This window comes from Bacillus sp. FSL K6-6038, from assembly GCF_038050455.1.
GTDB classification, from domain to species: Bacteria; Bacillota; Bacilli; order Bacillales; family Bacillaceae_G; genus Bacillus_A; species Bacillus_A pseudomycoides.
Window position 1 is genome coordinate 467,505 of sequence record NZ_JBBOUH010000001.1, and the last position, 17,739, is coordinate 485,243.

17 protein-coding genes and 1 pseudogene are annotated in these 17,739 nt (G+C 35.3%); 13 read left to right on the forward strand and 5 right to left on the reverse strand.

Annotated features, from left to right (window positions below; genetic code table 11):
- Nucleotides 1-10: 10 nt before the first annotated feature.
- Both NSQ40_RS02420 and truA read left to right on the forward strand, forming a co-directional pair.
- A complete protein-coding gene (locus tag NSQ40_RS02420) occupies nucleotides 11-862 on the forward strand; it encodes a DnaD domain-containing protein (RefSeq protein ID WP_041488256.1) in 852 nt (283 codons plus the stop codon).
- A gap of 233 nt (nucleotides 863-1,095) precedes the next feature.
- Nucleotides 1,096-1,833, forward strand: a complete 738-nt coding sequence (gene truA / locus NSQ40_RS02425) for a tRNA pseudouridine(38-40) synthase TruA (RefSeq protein WP_003194856.1) — start codon at nucleotides 1,096-1,098, stop codon at nucleotides 1,831-1,833.
- 64 nt (nucleotides 1,834-1,897) lie between these two features.
- Here the strand turns inward: truA and NSQ40_RS02430 are convergent, their stop codons facing one another.
- Nucleotides 1,898-3,313: a sigma-54 interaction domain-containing protein gene (locus tag NSQ40_RS02430; protein ID WP_258248408.1), complete on the reverse strand. Its 1,416-nt coding sequence runs from the start codon at nucleotides 3,311-3,313 to the stop codon at nucleotides 1,898-1,900.
- A 281-nt stretch (nucleotides 3,314-3,594) separates the two neighbouring features.
- Here NSQ40_RS02430 and NSQ40_RS02435 point away from each other — a divergent pair, with 281 nt between their 5' ends.
- Nucleotides 3,595-3,849 (forward strand): hypothetical protein, encoded by a 255-nt coding sequence (locus NSQ40_RS02435; protein WP_003194859.1) that lies wholly within the window; start codon nucleotides 3,595-3,597, stop codon nucleotides 3,847-3,849.
- Nucleotides 3,850-4,081: 232 nt separating this feature from the next.
- Nucleotides 4,082-5,494, forward strand: coding sequence for an amino acid permease (locus NSQ40_RS02440; protein ID WP_258248407.1), 1,413 nt, complete (start codon nucleotides 4,082-4,084; stop codon nucleotides 5,492-5,494).
- A 192-nt stretch (nucleotides 5,495-5,686) separates the two neighbouring features.
- Here the strand turns inward: NSQ40_RS02440 and NSQ40_RS02445 are convergent, their stop codons facing one another.
- Together NSQ40_RS02445 and NSQ40_RS02450 are read right to left on the reverse strand one after the other, a co-directional pair.
- A complete protein-coding gene (locus NSQ40_RS02445) occupies nucleotides 5,687-5,890 on the reverse strand; it encodes a hypothetical protein (protein ID WP_018767239.1) in 204 nt (67 codons plus the stop codon).
- A 377-nt stretch (nucleotides 5,891-6,267) separates the two neighbouring features.
- Entirely contained in the window at nucleotides 6,268-6,921 is a 654-nt protein-coding gene (locus NSQ40_RS02450; protein WP_003194865.1) for a DUF1232 domain-containing protein, read from the reverse strand.
- Between the two features lie 137 nt (nucleotides 6,922-7,058).
- On the opposite strand from NSQ40_RS02450, the gene ytaF reads away from it, so the two are divergent.
- A complete protein-coding gene (gene ytaF / locus NSQ40_RS02455; RefSeq protein WP_033795854.1) occupies nucleotides 7,059-7,667 on the forward strand; it encodes a sporulation membrane protein YtaF in 609 nt (202 codons plus the stop codon).
- A 117-nt stretch (nucleotides 7,668-7,784) separates the two neighbouring features.
- Complete coding sequence (locus NSQ40_RS02460; RefSeq protein ID WP_000532411.1) at nucleotides 7,785-7,943, forward strand: hypothetical protein; 159 nt, start codon at nucleotides 7,785-7,787, stop codon at nucleotides 7,941-7,943.
- A 21-nt stretch (nucleotides 7,944-7,964) separates the two neighbouring features.
- Here NSQ40_RS02460 and NSQ40_RS02465 read toward each other — a convergent pair whose 3' ends face one another.
- On the reverse strand, nucleotides 7,965-8,306 hold the full coding sequence (locus NSQ40_RS02465; RefSeq protein WP_003194872.1) for a DUF3969 family protein: 342 nt from the start codon (nucleotides 8,304-8,306) through the stop codon (nucleotides 7,965-7,967).
- A gap of 176 nt (nucleotides 8,307-8,482) precedes the next feature.
- Nucleotides 8,483-9,412 carry a glutaminase A gene (gene glsA / locus NSQ40_RS02470; protein WP_006093333.1) on the reverse strand — a complete coding sequence of 310 codons (930 nt, stop codon included), beginning with the start codon at nucleotides 9,410-9,412 and terminating at the stop codon, nucleotides 8,483-8,485.
- Nucleotides 9,413-9,911: 499 nt separating this feature from the next.
- Here glsA and nagE point away from each other — a divergent pair, with 499 nt between their 5' ends.
- The 7 genes and pseudogenes from nagE to pflA all read left to right on the forward strand — a co-directional run bounded on the left by nagE (nucleotide 9,912) and on the right by pflA (nucleotide 17,708).
- A complete protein-coding gene (gene nagE, locus NSQ40_RS02475) occupies nucleotides 9,912-11,405 on the forward strand; it encodes an N-acetylglucosamine-specific PTS transporter subunit IIBC (RefSeq protein WP_003205798.1) in 1,494 nt (497 codons plus the stop codon).
- Nucleotides 11,406-11,666: 261 nt separating this feature from the next.
- Nucleotides 11,667-12,878 carry a serine hydrolase domain-containing protein gene (locus NSQ40_RS02480; protein WP_003194879.1) on the forward strand — a complete coding sequence of 404 codons (1,212 nt, stop codon included), beginning with the start codon at nucleotides 11,667-11,669 and terminating at the stop codon, nucleotides 12,876-12,878.
- A 43-nt stretch (nucleotides 12,879-12,921) separates the two neighbouring features.
- A pseudogene (locus NSQ40_RS02485) lies at nucleotides 12,922-13,074 on the forward strand (sugar ABC transporter ATP-binding protein); the annotation flags it as partial.
- Between the two features lie 107 nt (nucleotides 13,075-13,181).
- Nucleotides 13,182-13,832, forward strand: a complete 651-nt coding sequence (locus NSQ40_RS02490) for a DsbA family oxidoreductase (protein ID WP_003194883.1) — start codon at nucleotides 13,182-13,184, stop codon at nucleotides 13,830-13,832.
- A gap of 112 nt (nucleotides 13,833-13,944) precedes the next feature.
- The gene (locus tag NSQ40_RS02495; RefSeq protein WP_003194884.1) at nucleotides 13,945-14,091 is read left to right on the forward strand and encodes a hypothetical protein; all 147 of its coding nucleotides are present in this window, start codon (nucleotides 13,945-13,947) and stop codon (nucleotides 14,089-14,091) included.
- A 569-nt stretch (nucleotides 14,092-14,660) separates the two neighbouring features.
- Nucleotides 14,661-16,910 carry a formate C-acetyltransferase gene (gene pflB / locus NSQ40_RS02500; protein WP_018767242.1) on the forward strand — a complete coding sequence of 750 codons (2,250 nt, stop codon included), beginning with the start codon at nucleotides 14,661-14,663 and terminating at the stop codon, nucleotides 16,908-16,910.
- Between the two features lie 66 nt (nucleotides 16,911-16,976).
- Nucleotides 16,977-17,708, forward strand: coding sequence for a pyruvate formate-lyase-activating protein (gene pflA, locus NSQ40_RS02505; protein ID WP_003194887.1), 732 nt, complete (start codon nucleotides 16,977-16,979; stop codon nucleotides 17,706-17,708).
- Nucleotides 17,709-17,739: the final 31 nt, after the last annotated feature.

Sequence of the window (17,739 nt, forward strand, 5' to 3'; positions counted from 1 at the left end):
AGGAATCAATATGGCAGTATACCGGAATGTACAGGTGAATTTTTGGCAGGATGATTTTGTATTGGACTTAACGCCGGAGGAACGATACTTTTACATATACTTGCTGACATGCTCTAAAACGACGCAATGCAGCATTTATCCGTTGCCGAAGCGTTTGGCGGAGATGGAAACAGGCTATAACCGGGAGACTGTTGAGAAGCTACTGCAGCGGTTCATTGACTATGGAAAAATATTATATGATGCAGAAACGAAGGAGCTATACATCCAGAACTGGGTGCGCTATAACCTAGTTACGAACACGAACATAGAGAAATGTGTGTTGCGTGAGCTAAAGACTGTGAAAAGCAAAAAGTTTTTACATATGTTTCTTCAAAAATGTTTGGAGGAAGGGCTGAGCATTCCGCTGTTATTGGAGCATTTTGGCATGCCGGTTGAAGAGTCTCAAGCTGTTCCTCAAGATGATGCCGAAAGCTGTGAAACAGATGGGGAAATTGATTCGGGAGGTAATGTATTCACGTTTTATGAACAAAACTTTGACAGCTTGTCACCGCATACGATGGAGGAACTGAATGCGTGGATGGATGATCTGTCAGATGAACTTGTATTGAAAGCACTCCAGATTGCCTATGAAAATAATAAGCGGACGCTTGCTTATGTGAAGGGCATTTTACGAGACTGGCATGAAAAAGGATATACGAGGCTTAGTGAAGTAGAGGAAGCAGCAGTGAGGTTTCGGAAGAAGGAACCGTCTGTTGCCCATGATACTGAGAAATTTCTAAATGATTGTGAAGAATGGGAGAAAAACGTACCGTCTGAAGAAGAGCTACAGAAGTTCTTGCAGGAACATGGGTGGCGTCCGTGAACTAGAAAAGGGAGATTATACATTATTGATTTAATATGTGTGGTCTATGCGCATAATACATTGGCAGAAGTAGACGCCTAATCAGCTGTCTTGTGTTACTATGAAAAGAAGATTACGAAAAACATCATAGAATGCTTAAAGTTTTTGTTTTATGTAACGGAAAAAGAAAGGTGGTGAGTCTGTTAATAAAAACATGAATAGGAAAATGTCTATGTTTTTAATAGCAGAAAACAATGAACAACTACAAATTAACAATTCAATATGACGGAGGCCGTTATAAAGGCTGGCAACGTCTTGGAAATAATGATAATACGATTCAAGGGAAAATCGAAAGTGTATTATCAGAAATGACTGGAAGAGAAATCGAAATTATTGGATGCAGCAGAACAGATGCTGGTGTACATGCTCTTCACCAAGTAGCAAATTTTAAGATTGATGAGAATTTACCAGAACTTAAAGTTAAAAAGTATTTAAATCAATACTTACCAAACGATATTAGTATTACTGATGTAGAGTTAGTCTCAGAACGCTTCCACGCTCGCTACAACTCAAAATCGAAAACGTATTTATATAAAATTTGGAATGAGGAACATACAAATCCATTTATGCGTAAATACAGCATGCATGTTGGGAAAAAGTTAAATATTGAAAACATGCAAAAAGCAGCACAATATTTAATTGGTTCACATGATTTTACTGCTTTTTCTAATGCTAAATCTAAAAAGAAATCTATGGTTCGTGAAATATATATGCTCGATGTCGTGGAAAGTGAAGGTTTCATCCAAATTAGAGTGAACGGAAATGGATTTCTTCACAATATGGTGAGAAAAATCGTTGGAGCGTTAGTAGAAGTTGGATTAGGTCAGTTAGATGCTGAAGTGATCCCACAAATTTTAGAAGCGAAACAACGAAATCAAATTAATTGTCTTGCGGATGCGAGTGGATTGTATTTGGAGAAGGTTGATTTTTAGGAAAAAATAAAGACCGTCCTTTCGGAACGGCCTTTTATTTTTATGCTTATAGAACATTCTATGATTACGTATTTAGCCCATACTTTTTTAATCGATATTGCAAGTTTTGTCTACTTAATCCTAAGTATTTTGCGGCTTGCGAGATATTTCCATTATGTTCTTTAAGAATTTGAATAATATATTCTCTTTCCATTTCTTTTATTGTGTTCTTTAAAGTTTTCGATGTATGATCTAATTTATCTGTTTCCCATCTAGCTAGAGGAGGTTGAATAGGGGATTCGTTTTTTGTTAGCTCATAAAAACGAGCTGGGATATGGGATGTTGTAATAACGTCCTCATCTTCAATTAAGTTCATAGCCCCTTCAATTATGTGCTCTAATTCGCGTATATTGCCGGGCCAATCGTGTTTATAGAAGAAATTTATTACGCTGTCATCCACACCTTGTACTCGTAAACCAAACTGCATATTATATTTTTCAATAAAGCTATGAAGAAGCGGTAAGATGTCTTCTTTCCGCTGTCTTAAAGGTGGGAGAAATAAAGTAACGACGCTTAGTCTGTAATATAAATCTTTTCGCAGGCGATTATGCGTGATAGCTTCAATCGGATCTTCATTAATGGTAGCTATGATTCGAACGTCGACTTCTTTTTCTTGTGATCCGCCGATTCTTCGTATTGTTTTATCTTGTATTGCCCGCAATAATTTGGCCTGAAGTGCAGGGCTTAGCGAGTTAATTTCATCTAACAATAAAGTTCCACCATGTGCTTCTTCAAATAAGCCTGGTTTATCGATTGCGCCTGTAAACGCTCCTTTATTCGTACCGAATAATAAGCTTTCCATTAAAGTTTCAGGAATGGCAGCACAATTTTGTGAGATAAAAGGTTTTCCAGCACGTTGACTTTTATTATGAATACTTTGTGCAAATAGTTCTTTTCCAGTTCCTGTTTCTCCCACAATCAGTATAGAGGAAGAGGTACGCGCTACTTTTTTTGCTTCTGTAATAACCGATTGAATCGCGCCTGAATTACCTATTATATGATTGAAGGTAAATTTCGTATGATGCCCTCGAATCGCGCGCCCTTTACTCGTTTGCCTTAATGGAGGAAATTCTTTTACGATTTCAACAGCGCCCTTGATTTTTCCATTCTTCACTATAGGGAAGGTGTCATTAATCGTTGTAATCTCTTGCCCCTTATTATTAAAATAAGTCTGTTTTATATTTTTCTTTGCTTTTCCAAGTGTTAATGCCTCTATAAGAGTACTATTCTGGTTTTCTTCAAAAGCAAATACTTCTAAAAGATTTTTATATAGTACATCTTTATGATCCATCGATTCAATCGCCATCATTTTGCGGTTATAAATGATCGTCTTACCTTCTTCGTTAATCATATGAATGCCAATATCAATTTCATTCAGTAAAGTTTCATATAGCATATTCATTTTAACTAATTTTTTGAAATTGATTTCTTCTGTATACATGTTTCATCTTCTCCTTGTTATACCCTATGAAGACTGATTTTTCTTAATTTTAATAAAATTTTTGCGAGTATGCAAAAAAAATTTGCATGTTTAAGGTGAAAAATCTTTAAAAGAGAAGAAAGATATTGCGTGGAATTCAGATTTTTTCAGTACTATCTCTTAATCCTAAGTAAGAAATTAGGTTGGTATATATCTTGCATGAATAGTAGTTGAATCTTATAAATTTGGAGGTGGGGGAAAAGAGTTACATGCGCACTTAATAAGAAAGAGGGGTTTAAAAGATGAAAACAGTAATAGAAAACGTGTACAGCCCTTGCTATGGCAGAGTTACAAAATTATTTATTAATGAAAGTTCCTACGTATATGAGTGGGAGAAATTAGCTTTAATTGAAACGATGGATGAACGGAAAGTAGAAGTTAAAGTGGGAATCAGCGGTTATGTGGAATTGCTAGAAGTAGAAGAAGGACAAGTTATCACGGAGCAAACATTATTAATAACAGTCAGGGATGATTTATTGATTACAGGAAGTGATTAATATAGTCCTTCTGGATGATGTACCGTTTTCTAAGGATCTTTTAAACAATTGTGGAAAATTATAAAAAAATTTTAGTAACAACTATGTATCGTGTGATAGGTATTTCCTTGGATTGGGAGATTTTCTTTTGAAAAATCTCCCTCTTGTTACAAGTCTATCGCAATCATGAGTATGCACTTTATTTTTTCATATTATTTTTTAAAGCGTTTACATTTCTGCTAGGGGGGCTCATATGGAAAAGCAAAATCAGGAGTTAAAGCGAGAGCTAAAAAGTCGACACATATTTATGATTGCACTTGGAGGGGTTATTGGTACCGGACTTTTCTTAGGATCAGGTTATACAATTCATGAAGCTGGACCTGGAGGGGCAATTGTAGCTTATCTTGTTGGGGGATTTGTTATGTATTTAACAATGCTCTGCCTTGGAGAATTGGCAGTTGCTATGCCTGATGCAGGGTCTTATCAAACGTATGCTACAAAGCATATTTCACCTGCAGTAGGTTACGTAGTGGGATGGATGTCATGGTTAAACTGGTCCGCTACGATAGGAATTGAACTGATTGCAGTTAGTATTCTAATGAAACGTTGGTTTCCGGATGTATCATCATGGATTTGGTGCATAATTTTTGCAATTTTACTTTTTGCTATTAATGCATTATCCTCAAGAAGTTTTGCAGAGGTTGAGTTTTGGTTTGCAAGCATTAAAGTAATTACGATTATCGCATTTATTATTTTAGGCGGGGCAGCTATGTTTGGTTTCCTAGATATGAAAGGAAATGAACCAGCACCCATGCTTTCTAGCTTTACTGATTACGGAGGACTGTTTCCAAATGGGCTAACAGCTATTTTAATTACAATGATTGCAGTTAATTTTTCCTTTCAGGGAACAGAATTAGTTGGTATTGCAGCTGGAGAGAGCGAAAATCCAGAAAAAACAATTCCAAAAGCTATTAATAATACAGTTTGGCGTATACTAGTTTTCTTTGTACTTTCCATTTTTATACTTGCTGGGTTGTTCCCTTGGCAACAAGCAGGAGTGATAGAAAGTCCATTTGTAGTTATATTTGATAAAATTGGTATTCCTTATGCAGCAGATATTATAAATTTCGTTATTATTACTGCAGTATTATCAGTAGCAAATTCTGGATTATATGCGACTTCTCGTATGCTATGGTCTATGTCTAATCAAGGCATGATTAGTCCGATTTTTGGTAAGCTATCTAAAAATGGTGTTCCAATTTATGCATTGATTGTAAGTACGATTGTAGGTTGTCTTTCTTTATTATCAGGTATTTATGCAGAGGATACAGTTTATTTATGGCTTCTTTCTATTGCGGGATTCGGTGCAATATTGGTTTGGGCATCTATCGCTTTATCTAACCTTTTGGCTAGAAGAACATACTTAAAGCAAGGAGGAGATATTAAGGACTTGAAATTTAAAACCCCATTGTATCCGTTTGTCCCGCTTCTTGCTTTGGTATTAAATTTAACGGTAATTGTTGGTATGGCGTTTATTCCGGAACAACGCATGGCATTGTATTGTGGTATTCCATTTACGATTGTTTGTTTACTGTTTTATCATTTTACAAAAAATAAGAAAAAAACAATGGAACGTATTGAAAAGAAGGATGCAATAGAAGTATAAAGTTTATGATGGAATTTTAGGTTTGATTTTTATGTAGATGAGTAATAGTGTTATAAAAAAATCAACCGTAGGTACATAATCACAGCTTTATGTTATATGTAGAGAATGACAGGATATCATTAGTATTGAAATGAAAATCAAAAAAACGAGCTAATCTACCAGATAGCTCGTTTTTTATAAAATACATGTAGACTAAGAGGATTGATCTTTTTTGATTTGTAGTTTAACAGTCCAAAAAGCAGCAAGCATAATCGCTGCGATACAACCGCTAACTGTCCCGAGTAGCTGTGCATAAGGAAGGCTATTCATGTCGCTGTTGAGAAAAAACATCATGCATAGGATTGCAGGGAAAAGGTATAGATAATATAAGCGTTTCAGTCGTTTATCTTTTATCATCAACTTAGCCCCTTTTTATAAATTTATAATTAAATTATAACATGAAATTTTCCAATTTGTGTGGTGGAATTCTGATTTGTGAAAGAGTAAGAAAAGTTTCATCTTAAGTTATGGATAAAATGAAGAAGTTGAAGTTCAGCAGTTGATTGAGTTTACGAAAGTGATTACCGCTTTTATCTATGAATGGTGTCATACACAAAAATAAGAAAAAATTAAGGTTTTCCTAATAAAAGGATAAGATACATCATGTAATATGAAAAGTACCTGTCGTGGAATCGTACAAACTTTGATGTTTGTACGATTTTTTTAGGATGGAACTATTTCAGAAGCTAGTCAAATTAGAATTTCGAAATAGTTCCATTTTTCTTGAGCAGCCTCTAAGTTTTCTTCTTTATATCAGCCAATTTCTCTTTTGCTAACTCAACTGCAATTGCATCATCCAAATAGCCAATTGGAAATATATAATCTGGAATAATGTCTGTTGATAAAACAAAGTACAGTAGGGCACTTCCAATGATAGCACGCTCATTGAGAGGAGTGGACTCTTTGCAAAATTGATGATACATATCTGTTAATTGCTCAATGAAAGGACCTGTACTATCAATTTGCTCTAGTTTTGTTGAGAAACTCTCATGAATGCGTCTCTGACCTTCTGTTGTTTGTGCATATCTTTCATAATTTTCAAGTTCCTGTTTCACACGAGTTGTTGTGTACTCATAATCAAATAAGTTGGAGGATTGTAATGTTTGTTGAATTGCATCAAGTGATGTGTACATATCTGTTTTTTCTTTTTTTGTATGAGGGGAATCTGTATAGATTGCATCATATAACACTTGCGGTGGAATTTGCAGACATTCTGCAAATTTTTGCAGGTGTTTTTGTTTTGCTTGTTGTTTACCATTTATAATTCTTGAAATTGTGGAAGGATCAATGTTTGTAAGTGTTCCTAATTGGCGCATAGATAAGGCACGTTCTTTTAACAATTTTTTTAATAAGGTACCAAGTTTATCATTTGGATTTTGAGTAGACATAGTTTTGGCACTCCTTTTTTTTCTAAGGTGTTGAAAAAATGTGGCGCTTTTTATTACAAGTATATGAAGCTGACAGGCACAGTTGCTCAACATTTGCATAATATGCAATGAAAAGTGAACAGAAGGAGTGAATGTTGATGAGTACAGCCAGTTTATTTTCAATTTTTTTGATTGGAATTGCTTCTAATTTAGATAATGCAGGTGTAGGTATTGCGTATGGGATTCGCAAGATTCGAATTTCTTGGTTTAATAATTTTATCATCGCCTTTTTTGGTTTCTTGTTTGCTCTATTGGCTGGCTTTTTTGGAAGTTGGATTTCATTGTTTATTTCAGATTTTATCGCAAATTTAATTGGTGCACTTGTACTTGGGATAATTGGGGTATTTGTTTTATGTCAACCCTTACTTAGTAAGCAAGGGGAGGTATCAGAGAAAGATGGAAGCGTGATGGGAATATTACGTAATCCTGAGAACGCTGACTTTGATAGATCTAAAACAATCAGTTTTTCTGAAGCATTGGTATTAGGTGTTGCATTATCAATTAATAATCTTGCAGGGGGATTTGATGCGGGAGTAACCAACTTGAATCTTTGGTGGACTGCAATTATCTCAGGTACATTTAGTTTCATTTGTATTAGCGGTTTTTCCTATATAGGGAAGAGATTTTTAGCGGAATACTTAGGAAAATGGGCAACAATTATTGCGGGCATTTTACTAATTCTTATCGGAATCGATCAATTGATGTGAGAGCAGATTGGAAAACAATATTCGAATATTTCCTTGGAAATACAACAAAGTACTGCATATATCGACGTGTTTTTCTTCATACTAACATTGATTTCTTTTAAAGAAAGGGGGATGAGTATGGGACGTGGTAAAGCATTTGATCATAAGAAAAAAGGTCATGATCATCAGCCGCCTAAAGGAGCATTCATTCATAAGGATGTAAATGAGCATACGTTAGAAGAGGAAGAATTACCAGTTAATATTGAAACGTACAAAAATAGTTTAAAAAAACATTAAAGCACCTATATAGGTGCTTTTTTAGCGGATGTCCTCAATTAATTGCTGTGATTCTTCATACATGCCATATTCACCTAGAACTTGAATGCAACGCCATTTTAATTCCTCAATACTTGGTTCAAGTTCTTCGGGAAGGACATGATGAATGTCTTCAAGCCCCATTCCAAAATGAATAAGCTCTAGTACTTGATCATCAATATTTCGATCCATTAATAATTCCAATACTTCTAAATTGAATATGTATCGATAAGCCTCATCGGGGGAAACAACTTTTAATTTTAGGCTTTCTACAATACTGAGTATAAAAAGAAGGATGGTTTTTTCTAGGACAGGCTGTTCCTCCATTTGAAAAATAAGTTTCATTTCTTTTACACCTCCACCGTATAGCGTTAGGTTGTACTATATTATTCGGGAGGGGGGAACAAATATGCATAATAAAAAAAGTTATCCTATTTAAGTGGGGCAGGATAACTTTTTTATTTGTTGGAATTTGAAATTTAATTATAGGTAATGAAGAAAACTGTCATTAAGAAACCTTTTTAAAAAATACTCCAACCTTCCTGAGCGGAGAGTAACTCTAATATTTTAAATCCAGCGATACTATTTCCATTTGCATCTAGAGCTGGTCCAAAAATACCGATTCCCATTTCGCCTTTTACGCAGCCAAAAATACCACCGGCTACCCCACTTTTTGCGGGAATACCAACGCGGATTGCAAATTCACCAGATTCGTTGTACATGCCACATGTTACCATAAATGTTTTGCAAATTTTTGTGATATGTCTTGGAATAATTTGTTTTTTCTTATATGGATCGTAGCCATCCATTGCGAAGATTAAACCAATACGTGCTAAATCAATACAGTTTACTTCAATAGCACATTGACGTGTGTATAAATCCATTAATTCCTCGATATTGCCATCAATGATGCCATTTTGCTTCATATAGTAGCAAAGAGAACGATTTAAGTAAGCAGTTTCTAGTTCAGAGATGGCTACTTTTGAAGAGTAGTTAATTGTAGGATTGTCTGTAATATCACGTACGAAGCGGAGAATTCGTTCCATCTTCTCTTCGTTACTATCTCCTGTAAGCATACTTGTAATAGCTAACGCACCAGCGTTAATCATTGGATTAAGAGGTTTAGAAGGGCTAGTTGTTTCTAGCTTAATAATAGAATTGAATGGGTCACCAGTGGGCTCCATTCCAACTTTAGAGAATACATATTCTTCACCGCGATCTAGAAGAGCAAGAGCAAGTGTAATTACTTTTGAAATGCTTTGAAGGGTGAAGAGTGTTTGTGAGTTACCAGCATGGATATATTCTGTCTCTTTATGGTAGATAGCGATCCCTAAATCGTCTGGATTTGCATTTCCTAGTTCGGGGATATAAGTAGCAAGTTTACCTTTTTTTGTATATGGCTTTACTTGTTCTAACAGCTGTTGCAAGTTATTTATCTCGATGCATTGCATAATACCAACGCTCCTGTTCCTGTTTCACTAAGTTTACTGTTCCCTATAAACTTGGAAATAAATAATAACATGAAAAAGTGGAATGATAAAATGCAACTTCTATTTGAATAAAAATTGAAAACAATATAAACCCTTTTTTAGTTGGGAGAGAGGATCTGGCCATGCATAGAAGCGGTCAGATCTTCTTCCTGCCCCATGCCAAGTAAAACAAAGAGAGAAAACGAGGGCAGGTCACCTTTTATTCTTCATAGCCGTGGCTTATATGTTGGAAAATCAAAATGGCTGTATAGTTGCCTTATCTTTCATTTTAGTCGGTAATAAAAGGAAAATCCCCCTTTTATATAACAGTTTGAAAATGGGGAATATATCCATAAGAAGTTCATAAATAAAAGCTACACATCTATACAACTATATGTTATTATGATTATGTAATAGAAAGCGTTTTCTAAGGTGCAATTATAATGATAACGATTTCATAAATTGAATAGGGGGAATTACAATGTTGCAGTTTCTACAACGTATTGGTAAAGCGTTAATGCTTCCAATCGCAGTGTTACCAGCAGCAGGATTATTGCTTCGTTTAGGTCAACCAGACGTATTTGATATTCCTGTTATGGCACAGGCCGGTGCAGCAATTTTTGATAACTTAGCACTTATTTTTGCAATTGGTGTTGCAATCGGTTTATCTGTTGATGGTAGTGGTGCCGCAGGTCTTGCAGGTGCGATTGGTTATCTAGTTATGAAGAATACAACTAATACTTTAAGTGTTAGTTATTCAACAGCAGAATTAAATGATAAATTAAAAAGTGTTCAAGACTTACTCGGTTCAGTTGATCCAAGTAAGTTAGCAGATACAATGACAAAAGTTTCAAAAGCATCGGCTTTAACACCGAAGATAAATATGGCTATACTTGGTGGTATTATTGCCGGGGTTGTCGCTGGCTTATTATATAACAAATTCCATAAGATTAAGTTACCAGAATGGTTAGGATTCTTTGCAGGAAAACGATTCGTGCCAATTATTACTTCTGTTGTCATGCTTCTTTTAGGATTAGTATTCGGTCAAATTTGGCCAACAATTCAAAGCGGTATTGATGCAGTAGCACACGGTATTGTAAACTTAGATGCAATCGGAGCTGGTCTATTCGGTTTATTAAATCGCCTATTAATTCCAATTGGTTTACACCATGTAATGAACACATATTTCTGGTTTGTACTTGGTGATTTTACAAATGCAGCAGGCGATATTGTTCATGGTGATATCGCACGCTTCTTTGCGCAAGATCCATCAGCAGGTATGTTTATGACTGGGTTCTTCCCAATTATGATGTTCGGTTTACCAGCAGCATGTTTCGCAATGATTGCAGCTGCTAAACCAGAAAAACGTAAAATGGTTACAGGAATGTTAGCTGGTCTTGCTTTAACATCATTCTTAACTGGTATTACAGAACCAATTGAATTCTCATTCATGTTCTTATCTCCAGTATTATATGGTATTCATGCTGTATTAACAGGTATTTCGTTATTTGTAACAACAAAACTTGGTATTCACGATGGTTTCTCATTTAGTGCCGGTGCGATTGATTATTTCTTAAACTTAGGTATTGCAACAAAACCGTTATTATTAGCGGGAATTGGTTTGATTTATGCAGCAATTTACTTTGCGGTATTCTATTTCTTAATTAAGAAATTTAACTTAAAAACTCCAGGTCGTGAAGATGATGAGGAGTTAGTAGAAGAAGATGAAGTACCAGTTGCAGGATCTATCGGTGAAACTTACGTAGCAGCATTAGGCGGAAAAGACAACTTAACCGTTATTGATAACTGTGCGACTCGTTTACGCCTACAAGTCAAAGATGCAAACTTAGTAAATGAGCCAGCATTAAAACGTGCAGGTGCAAAAGGTGTTATGAAATTAAGTAATACAAGCGTGCAGGTTATCGTAGGTACAAACGTTGAATCTGTAGCTGATGATATGAAAAAACATGTATAAATAATTGTAAAAGAGGATGTTCAAAAAGATCGATAAAGTTGATCTTTTTGAGGGCATCCTCTTTTTTTATAGAAATATTATCGGGAATCTTACTTTTTGGAATTTTCTTTTTCTTTTTTTGTGCATATTTGTTGGTAATACGTTCGTCACATGATAAAGTAGGGATGGTATAAAACAAAACTTCCATTAGTTAGGAGAAATTAGAGGGTATCTTTTTTATGAATGGATTAAATTATTGGTAAATAAGGGGAAAAAAGAACCATGAATGAAGAAAAGGATAGTGTCAGTGTGAAAGCTCGTCGACCGGTTACATACATAAAAAGAACGGTCATTCTCATTGTATTGTTTTCGCTTGTATATTTTGCGTTTACAAAAATTACTTCACATAATAAGAAAGAGAATGCGTTAAAAGCAACTAAGGAAGTAAAGAAAGAAACGGTACAAAAACAAGCAGAACAACCTCCGGAAGTGCCACAGCAAGCTAATAAGGAAGTGGAACAACCTGTCCAAGGACCACCACAAGAAATTAACGAGAATGCCCAATTAGATGAGTATTTAAAGAGCAAAAATTTTAGTGGAACAGCAGTTGTTGTGAAAAATGGAAAAGTACTTTTGAATAAAGGGTACGGGCTGGCAAATCAGACGAAAAAAATACTAAATAATTCAGAAACAACATTTTATATTGGCTCAATTTCAAAGGCATTCGTAGCGACAGCGACTATGCAGTTAAAAGATCAAAATAAACTTCAAACAGAGGATACAATAGCGAAATATATTCCTAGTTTTCCAAGAGGTAGCGAAGTTAAATTAGTTCATCTATTGACACATACATCTGGAATTCCTGAATATGAGGCAGGAGCAGATGATATTTCTCATGAGGAATTGTTGAAGCGAATTGGACAACAAAAACGTTTATTTAATCCAGGTGAAAAATGGAAGTATTCGGATTCCAATTATTCAATACTTGGTTACATTGTTGAGAAAGTTAGTGGACAACCATTAGAAGAATATATTAAACAACATATTTTTGATGTTGTAGGCATGAAAAATTCGGGTTTTGGTGCTGAATTAGAGAAAACAAAGTATCCTTCTACTGGTTACAAGATTGTAAATAATAATATGACAGTACCTGCTATCCCGAGCATGTCACAATTATATGGAAATGGCGACATATATACGAGTGCAAATGATTTATACTTATTTAACGAAGCGCTATTTTCTGGGAAGCTAATATCCAAAGAAAGCTACAATCAAATGTTTACAGCATTTAAAAAAGATTATGGATTTGGATGGTATGTAAATCCGGGAAGTTACTCTAATCACGGTGTAATGCCGGGATGGAATTGTTTAAATGGATTTAGTAGAAGTGGTAATGCGTATGTTATTTTATTATCTAATATTCAAAATAACATTAAATCATTTGGTACGGTTAATAATGATATTTATACGATGTTGCAGCATATTGAAGTGTAAGAGACTATCTTTTGAGGTAGTCTTTTTTTCATGTAAGTTGAGAATTGATGTAAAAGAAGACGGCATTCCACTAGAAGCAGTTCAATATTTTTCAGCAAGTGGTGGGTCACTTGTTTCGATATCGGTATCTGAACATGCGGATTTTGAAAAAGCGGTATACTATGCGGTAACAACAATTATAACCTTTAAAAATTAGAAGACATCGTAGTAGGATGCCTCTTTTATTGGAAAAGTATAGAGTTGACAATTAAATTTTGTTGTAACTATAATTGTTTCAACTTGATCATAAAGGGGAAATTAATCATGACATTAAAAATAAAAGTCTATTCGGATTACGTTTGTCCATTTTGTTTTTTAGGTGAAAAGCCACTGCAAGAAGCAATTCAAGGAAAAGATGTAGAAGTAGAATGGATGCCGTTTGAATTACGACCATATCCAGCGGAGCGAATTGATCCATGGAATGAGCCAGATAAATTAGGGATGTTCCAAAGTACAATTATGCCATGGGCAGAGCAAATGGGTGTTGATATGAAACTGCCCCGACTTTCACCGCATCCATATACACATACAGCTTTTGAAGGATATCAATTTGCGAAAGAACATGGAAAAGGAAATGAGTATCAGCACCGTGTATTCACAGCATTTTTCCAAGAAGAACGAAATATCGGCGAAATTGAAGTGCTAGTAGAAATTGCTGGAGAAGTCGGATTGAATCAAGAAGCATTTCGAGCTGCTTTAGAAAATCACACATATAAAGCAGCTCATGAAAAAGCAGTACATCATGCATATTATGAACAGGGCGTACAAGCTGTACCGACATTTATTATTGGTGATAGCGTTGTCCAAGGTGTCCGAGATAAAAAAACGTTAGAAGCAGTGATTGAACAAGAATTGAAAAAAGAAACTACAACTTTGTCAGAAGGAATGACATGTAACATAGATGGTTGTGAGTGATAAAAACAGCTGTTGGGAGTGTCCCAACAGCTGTTTTTATTTTAAATAAGTTCTGCTATTTCTCTATGTTCAAGCTTATATGTAGCAAAAACCAAAAGAGGAGGTATTAGAAATGAAGTATGCAATTCCCCCGCAGTATTTGCCCGTCCCAAGTAAAAGACGTTCTGGATTACAAATGGATCAAGTTACATTTGTTGTTGCTCATGATACCGGAAATCCAAATGCAACAGCTGCTCAAAATATATGGAGAAGAAAATGATTTATCCCGCATTAACGGACAGTAACACTCCCATCTCAAAATTCAGCGAAAGCAAAGAAGTTAGGTGGGAGATGAACTGTCCGTAAAAGCCCGATTGGTGAGGGCTAATAATCAGTGGGGGATGGAGAAAACCCTCACTGATTAAAGTTTCACTTTATATTGTGTGGGGACGAACGAATGGATTAGTGCAAATTCGAAATATGTAAAATATATTTCCAATTAATCATGAAAAGAAGTGTACCAAACAGGTACACTTCTTTCTATTCTGTTCTAAAAAAACTATAACAGAATAGGAGGTAAGGGTATTACAGTTTAAAATGGGTATGACCCTTTATACTACAGAATAGGATTCGTTTATAAGAATGCCAAAAATATACAATTAAGGAAAGAGTTAATTTAAAAGAGTTTTAAATGAAGTTAACACTATGTGTATAGTGGTTTGTTCAATATTTCACAAACGTGTCACAACTATCTCATTCGCTTTTTAAAAAAAAGTAGTATTCTAAATGTGTAAGCTGTTATATAAAAAATCTTAGTCCTGTACTAATCAAAAAATGGAGGAGATTAGGATGACTCAAGTATTAGAAAATGTAAAAAATGCATGGACAAACTTTAAAGGTGAAAAGTGGAAAGCAGAGATTGATGTCCGCGACTTCATTTTAAATAATGTAAACACTTATGAAGGTGACGAAGCCTTCTTAGCGGGAGCAACAGAAGTAACGAAACAACTTTGGGATCAAGTAATGGAGTTAACAACACAAGAACGTGAAAATGGTGGCGTTCTTGATATGGATACAAGCATTGTTTCTTCTATTACATCTCACGGTCCTGGATATTTAAATAAAGATATTGAAAAAGTAGTTGGTTTCCAAACTGACAAGCCATTTAAGCGTTCATTACAACCTTATGGTGGTATTCGTATGGCAGAACAAGCTTGTGAAGCTTATGGATACGAAATGGATAAAGAACTTAGTCGTATTTTCAGAGATTGGCGCAAAACGCATAACCAAGGTGTATTTGATGCTTATACTCCAGAAATGAGATTAGCTCGTAAATCAGGTGTTATTACAGGTCTTCCAGATGCATATGGTCGAGGACGTATTATTGGTGACTATCGTCGCGTGGCATTGTACGGTGTTGATCGTTTAATCGAAGCGAAAAAAGAAGACTTAAATTTAACCGGCGGTGTAATGAGCGAAGATACAATGCGTTTACGTGAAGAGTTATCTGAGCAAATGCGTGCACTTCAAGAGTTAAAACAAATGGCTGCTTCTCATGGTTTTGATATTTCTAAACCAGCAACAAATGCACAAGAAGCATTCCAATGGTTATACTTCGCTTACCTTGCAGCGATTAAAGAACAAAACGGGGCAGCAATGAGCCTTGGACGTACTTCTACATTCTTAGATATCTTCATCGAAAGAGATATTGAAAATGGTACATTAACTGAAGAAGCGGCACAAGAAATTGTCGATCATTTCATTATGAAATTACGTCTTGTGAAATTTGCGAGAACACCTGATTATAATGAATTATTCTCTGGTGACCCAACTTGGGTAACAGAATCTATCGGTGGTATTGCACTTGATGGTCGTCCATTAGTAACGAAAAACTCATTCCGTTTCTTGCACACATTAGATAACTTAGGACCAGCTCCAGAGCCAAACTTAACAGTTCTTTGGTCTAAACAATTACCACAGAACTTTAAAAACTACTGTGCGCAAATGTCTATTAAAACATCTGCAATTCAATATGAAAATGATGACATTATGCGCCCAGAGTATGGCGATGATTACGGTATTGCTTGTTGTGTGTCTGCAATGAGAATAGGTAAGCAAATGCAGTTCTTCGGAGCTCGTGCAAACTTAGCTAAGACACTATTATATGCAATTAATGGCGGTAAAGATGAAAAATCAAAAGAACAAATTGGACCTGAATTTGCACCTATCACTTCTGAAGTATTAAATTACGAAGAAGTTATGCGCAAATTCGATATGACAATGGAATGGTTAGCTGGTTTATATTTAAACACATTAAATGTTATCCATTATATGCACGATAAATATAGCTATGAACGTATTGAAATGGCACTTCATGATACAAATGTTCTTCGTACAATGGCAACGGGTATCGCTGGCTTATCTGTAGTAGCTGATTCTTTAAGTGCAATTAAATATGCGAAAGTAAAACCAATTCGTGATGAAAATGGCATTGCAGTTGACTTTGAAATTGAAGGTGATTTCCCTAAATACGGTAACAACGATGACCGTGTAGATGAAATTGCAGTAAACCTTGTGAAAACATTTATGAACAAGCTTCGTAAACATAAAACATACCGTAACTCTGTTCATACAATGTCAATCTTAACTATTACATCTAACGTTGTATATGGTAAGAAAACTGGTAACACTCCAGACGGTCGTCGTACTGGTGAGCCATTTGCACCAGGTGCAAACCCTATGCATGGACGTGATACAAAAGGTGCACTAGCATCACTATTATCTGTTGCAAAATTACCTTATGAAGATGCGCAAGATGGTATTTCTAATACATTCTCAATTATTCCAAAAGCACTTGGTAAAGAAGATGATGTACAAGTTAAAAACTTAGTATCTATGCTTGATGGATATGCAGTGAAAGAAGGACATCACTTAAATATTAACGTATTTAACCGTGAAACATTAATGGATGCAATGGAACATCCTGAAAAATATCCACAATTAACAATTCGTGTATCTGGTTACGCAGTTAACTTCATTAAATTAACTCGTGAACAACAAATCGATGTAATTAACCGTACAATGCATGAAAGCATGTAAGTAAAAAGTTTCCCTCTGTTGTAATAAAAGCAGAGGGAGGCTGTTTCAATAAAGGAGGAAGTTAACATGGTAAAAGGAAGAATTCATTCTGTAGAGTCTTGTGGTACTGTTGATGGCCCAGGAATTCGTTATGTCATATTTACACAGGGGTGTCTATTACGCTGCCAATATTGTCATAATGCTGATACGTGGGAAATCGGTAAAGGAAAAGAAATAACAGTTGAAGAAGTGATGCAGGATGTTACATGTTATCTTCCTTTTATTGAAGCTTCCGGTGGTGGCATTACTGTGAGCGGTGGGGAACCATTACTGCAGTTAGACTTTTTAATTGAGCTATTTAAGAAATGCAAAGAAATTGGAATTCATACAACAATCGATTCTTCTGGAGGCTGCTATTCTGAAGAGCCAGAGTTCCAAAGAAAATTAAATATTTTAATGGACTATACAGATTTAGTATTATTAGATTTAAAACATATCGATCCTAAAAAGCACCGTAAATTAACTGGTAAAACGAATGAACACATTCTACAATTTGCTCGTTATTTATCTGATAAACAAAAACCAATTTGGGTAAGACACGTATTAGTTCCAGGTGTTACTGATAGTGAAGAAGATTTGCAGAGATTATCTAGCTTCATTCAAAGCCTTTCTAATGTAAAGAAAGTTGAAGTCTTACCATATCACAAGCTTGGTGTATATAAATGGGAAGCACTAGGACATAAGTATCCTCTTGAAGGGGTAGAACCTCCAACAGAAAAAAATGTTCAAAAGGCAAAAAATATTTTACAAGCAGTCTAATCCATTTGGATTAGACTTTTTGCTTTCTTTT

Coding starts and splice junctions, on each gene's coding strand:
- NSQ40_RS02420 (WP_041488256.1), top strand. CDS start 11: ATGGCAGTATACCGGAATGTACAGGTGAATTTTTGGCAGGATGATTTT.
- truA (WP_003194856.1), top strand. CDS start 1,096: ATGAACAACTACAAATTAACAATTCAATATGACGGAGGCCGTTATAAA.
- NSQ40_RS02430 (WP_258248408.1), bottom strand. CDS start 3,313: ATGTATACAGAAGAAATCAATTTCAAAAAATTAGTTAAAATGAATATG.
- NSQ40_RS02435 (WP_003194859.1), top strand. CDS start 3,595: ATGAAAACAGTAATAGAAAACGTGTACAGCCCTTGCTATGGCAGAGTT.
- NSQ40_RS02440 (WP_258248407.1), top strand. CDS start 4,082: ATGGAAAAGCAAAATCAGGAGTTAAAGCGAGAGCTAAAAAGTCGACAC.
- NSQ40_RS02445 (WP_018767239.1), bottom strand. CDS start 5,890: ATGATAAAAGATAAACGACTGAAACGCTTATATTATCTATACCTTTTC.
- NSQ40_RS02450 (WP_003194865.1), bottom strand. CDS start 6,921: ATGTCTACTCAAAATCCAAATGATAAACTTGGTACCTTATTAAAAAAA.
- ytaF (WP_033795854.1), top strand. CDS start 7,059: ATGAGTACAGCCAGTTTATTTTCAATTTTTTTGATTGGAATTGCTTCT.
- NSQ40_RS02460 (WP_000532411.1), top strand. CDS start 7,785: ATGGGACGTGGTAAAGCATTTGATCATAAGAAAAAAGGTCATGATCAT.
- NSQ40_RS02465 (WP_003194872.1), bottom strand. CDS start 8,306: ATGAAACTTATTTTTCAAATGGAGGAACAGCCTGTCCTAGAAAAAACC.
- glsA (WP_006093333.1), bottom strand. CDS start 9,412: ATGCAATGCATCGAGATAAATAACTTGCAACAGCTGTTAGAACAAGTA.
- nagE (WP_003205798.1), top strand. CDS start 9,912: ATGTTGCAGTTTCTACAACGTATTGGTAAAGCGTTAATGCTTCCAATC.
- NSQ40_RS02480 (WP_003194879.1), top strand. CDS start 11,667: ATGAATGAAGAAAAGGATAGTGTCAGTGTGAAAGCTCGTCGACCGGTT.
- NSQ40_RS02490 (WP_003194883.1), top strand. CDS start 13,182: ATGACATTAAAAATAAAAGTCTATTCGGATTACGTTTGTCCATTTTGT.
- NSQ40_RS02495 (WP_003194884.1), top strand. CDS start 13,945: ATGAAGTATGCAATTCCCCCGCAGTATTTGCCCGTCCCAAGTAAAAGA.
- pflB (WP_018767242.1), top strand. CDS start 14,661: ATGACTCAAGTATTAGAAAATGTAAAAAATGCATGGACAAACTTTAAA.
- pflA (WP_003194887.1), top strand. CDS start 16,977: ATGGTAAAAGGAAGAATTCATTCTGTAGAGTCTTGTGGTACTGTTGAT.